This is a genomic window from Mycobacterium sp. 1165178.9, from assembly GCF_001673555.1.
GTDB lineage: Bacteria > Actinomycetota > Actinomycetes > Mycobacteriales > Mycobacteriaceae > Mycobacterium.
Map to the genome: position 1 here is coordinate 1 of NZ_LZMB01000140.1, position 3389 is coordinate 3389.

General features: G+C 66.3%; 3 protein-coding genes and 2 pseudogenes. 3 read left to right on the top strand and 2 right to left on the bottom strand.

The genetic code is table 11. The annotated features are described in order from the left end of the window. Both A5652_RS06775 and A5652_RS06780 read right to left on the bottom strand, forming a co-directional pair. Positions 1–862 (bottom strand): annotated as a pseudogene (locus A5652_RS06775) (acyl-CoA dehydrogenase family protein); the annotation flags it as partial. Beyond that, the gene (locus tag A5652_RS06780; protein WP_067348181.1) at positions 840–2243 is read right to left on the bottom strand and encodes a class I adenylate-forming enzyme family protein; all 1404 of its coding nucleotides are present in this window, start codon (positions 2241–2243) and stop codon (positions 840–842) included. The pseudogene A5652_RS06775 and the gene A5652_RS06780, both read right to left, overlap by 23 nt. A 126-nt stretch (positions 2244–2369) precedes the next feature. Between A5652_RS06780 and A5652_RS06785 the strand changes: the two genes are divergently transcribed. From A5652_RS06785 to A5652_RS06795, 3 genes and pseudogenes are all read left to right on the top strand, one after another. After that, positions 2370–2708: a 2Fe-2S iron-sulfur cluster-binding protein gene (locus tag A5652_RS06785; RefSeq protein ID WP_067348184.1), complete on the top strand. Its 339-nt coding sequence runs from the start codon at positions 2370–2372 to the stop codon at positions 2706–2708. Positions 2709–2728: 20 nt separating this feature from the next. Next, positions 2729–3043 (top strand): DUF4286 family protein, encoded by a 315-nt coding sequence (locus A5652_RS06790; RefSeq protein ID WP_067348187.1) that lies wholly within the window; start codon positions 2729–2731, stop codon positions 3041–3043. A 34-nt stretch (positions 3044–3077) separates the two neighbouring features. Continuing rightward, positions 3078–3389, top strand: a pseudogene (locus tag A5652_RS06795) (amidohydrolase); the annotation flags it as partial.

Consider the following 3389-nt stretch of genomic DNA (forward strand, 5'->3'; position numbering starts at 1 on the left):
CTCGGTCGATGTGAGGGCCCTGGCGCAGGTAGACATGCGCCACGCATTCCCAGGTGTTGCCGATACCGCCGTGCACCTGGATGGCCGTCTCGCAGACGGTGCGGGTGGCGCGCGCGCAGTAGACCTTTGCGATTTTGGCCGCACGGATGGCTTCGGCGGGGGCGAGCTCATCAACGGCCCACGCGGCATGCCGCGACACGCTCACCGAACCCTCAATCAGCGCAAGGCTTTCGGCCAGCAGGTGTGCGATGGCCTGATACGAGCCGATCTGCTTGCCGTACTGTTCACGGATTTTGGCGTAGTCGCAGGCGACGGCGTGCGCGCCCCGGGCGATGCCCACTAGGTCTGCCGTCGTCGTGACCAGCGCCAGGGCCCGCCATTGTTCAGAAACCTCGGGCGACACATCGCCCAACGGCTCCGGCGATCCCGCAAGCGTGCCGTCGGCCCGCGTGAGGTCGACGCTCTGCGGCGAAACCTCGACATCGACGGCGAGGACGGTGCCGCCCGAAAGCAACAGGGCGCGCCGGGCGCCGCGGGCGTCGACCACTCGATCGCCGACCGCCACCGTCGCCGCCGATACGTCCACGCCGACATGGCGGCCCAGATCGTCGGCGAGGACGGGCCCGAGGAACGGTGTGTCAACCAGGCGGCGGCCGAACTCCTCGGCCACGATGGCTACCTCAACGCCGGAGGCACCGTCGGAACGCAACGACCGCCAGCCGGTGTTCTCGATCTGCTTGTCCAGGCGGGCAATTCGAGTCCGGTCGTCAAGATCCTGCACCGCTGCTGGCCCCAGATCGTCGGCCAGCTTGGCGGCGGCATCGCGTAACTGCTGTTGTTCAGCTGTCAGACGTACATCCATAGCTCTCCTTCAGCACTCGGCGTAGCACCTTGCCGGAAGGCAGGCGGGGAATGTCGGGGACGAAAATCACCCGGCTCAGATGTTTATACGACGCCAGTCTTTGGTCCACCATGGCGCTCAGTTGGGTGGCATCGACGGGAGCGGACGTCGCGACCGCGGCGACGACGGCCTCGCCGTTGAGTCCGTCGGGAATCCCGAACACGGCGCAGTCTTTGACGGCCGGATGACGGTGCAGCACTGCCTCGATTTCGGCGGGGGCGACCTGGAAGCCGCGAACTTTGATCATTTCTTTGAGGCGGTCGGTGATTCGCAGCCATCCGCCGGTGTCGAGCCAGCCGACATCCCCGGTGCGGTACCACCCGTCACGGACCGCCTCGCGGTTTGCTTCGGCCGGGAGGTAGCCGGCCATGAGCGATGCCGACCGACCCTGGATCTCGCCGACCTCGCCCGGGCCGACCGGCTCGCCGGACTTTAGCGAGACGACGCGTAGGTCCACACCGGGCACCGCCCGTCCGACGGTGTCGAGCCGGGGGTCCTCGACTGGATTGCACGCTATGACAGGCAATTCCGTGGTTCCGTAGGCCGGAAGCCAACGCACTCCGGTGCGCCGGGTCACGGTTTCCGCGACGTGGGTGTTGACCGGCGTGGCCCCCCACATGATGTAGCGCAGCGACGACAGGTCATAGGACTCGAGGTCGGGATGCGAGGCGATGGCCAGCGCGATGGGCGCGACTGCCATTTCCACTGTGATGCGGTCACTTTCGATGTGCTGCAGCACCCGGTCGATGTCGAACCGGCGGTGCAGCCGCACGCAGGCGCCGGTCTCCCACGCGGTCAGCAGGTTCAGCAGGCCCAGGATGTGTGACGGCGGCGTCGCAACCTGGATCCGGTCGTGGCGCGTCAGTTGCAACGCTTGGCGCCAGTGCCGCACCGCCTCGTCCAGCGAGGCGTGGGTGTGCCGGACGGCCTTCGGCAGGCCGGTGGTACCGGAACTGAACACCAGCGCCGCGTCGTTCGTGGGCGATGCGCCGCCGGCTATCGGCTCCGCGGGCGGGACCGGCTCGTCGAGGTGCAGCATCGGCATCAGACCGGCCAGCACCGGGTGGTCCCCGACGGCGTGCTCGGGGTTGGTCAGCGCGAGCGCCTGGTCGACCTCGTCGCGCTTCCATGCCGGGCTGATGAGCACGGCCGCGGCAGCCAGTCGCCAGATCGCCAGCACCACGGCGAGGAACTCCGGCCGATTCGAGGCCATCAAGGCGACGCGTTGACCTGGGTTGACACCGTCTTTTGCCAGGTTAGCGGCCCATCCGTCGGCTAACGCGTCGAGTTCGGGCACGCTGAATCGCCGTTCCTCGAACACGAGCGCCGCCGGCTCGGTCACGTCCCGTCCTTCCCTGACAGACCGGGCTGACCCGACATCCATACAGTCTTGAGAAGATGCTATCGCTTCGTGAGAATAGTATTCTCTATACTGAAGAATGCAAATACGTGAAAGGGGGCGGTCGCAGTGACGGTCACCCGGATCATCGAGGGGACCCCGCGGGTGACAGCTCCGGCAACAAACGGCTCTGGCGCCGGAACGGTGACGATTCATCTCGACCGCAAGAAGGTGTCGGTGCCCATAGTCCCGGGCGAGACTCTCTTGGAGACAGCGCGGCGGGCCGGGCTGGAACCGCCGTTCAGTTGCGAGGCCGGCAACTGCGGTACGTGCATGGCCAAGCTCGAAGAAGGCCATGCCACCATGCGGGTCAACGATGCTCTCGAAGAGGACGAGGTCGCCGAGGGCTACATTCTGACGTGCCAGGGCGTTCCGGATACGGACTCGGTCACGGTGCGCTACGAGTAGCAACCAGAGAGGTGGCGACGATGGCCAAGGGCATCATCCTCGTGGAGAGCCGACCGAGTTCGCCCGAGCGCGAGCAGGAGTACAACACCTGGTACGACGAGGTGCATCTGGGTGAGCTCGTCGCCCTGGACGGGTTCGTCTCGGCACGCCGGCTGCGTCCCGTTGACGCCGACGGACCTTATGTCGCCATCTACGAGATCGAGGGCGACGACCTGCAGGCAATCCTGAACAACATGATCGCCAACGCGGGGCAACTGCACATGTCGGACGCCCTGCAGCTGGATCCGGCGCCCATTCCACGACTGCTCGAGACCACCACCGAGTGCTTCGGCTAAATCGAGTCCGGGCTGCGCGGGGAAGGACTGCTTGATGAAGGTCGATGACCTGATTTTGGTGAGCATTGACGACCACGTGGTCGAACCGCCGGACATGTTCCTGCGGCACGTGCCGACCAAGTACCGGGACGAGGCACCCGTCGTCGTCACCGACGGCAAGGGCGTGGACCAGTGGATGTACCAGGGCAGGCCGCAGGGCGTGAGCGGACTCAATGCGGTGGTGTCGTGGCCGGCCGAGGAGTGGGGCCGCGATCCCGCCGGATTCGCCGAGATGCGCCCGGGTGTCTACGACGTCCACGAACGCGTCCGCGACATGAACCGCAACGGAATCCTCGCGTCGATGTGC

Bases quoted from the DNA above. Each gene is read 5' to 3' on its own strand.
- A5652_RS06790 (WP_067348187.1), top strand. From the start codon at position 2,729: ATGGCCAAGGGCATCATCCTCGTGGAGAGCCGACCGAGTTCGCCCGAG.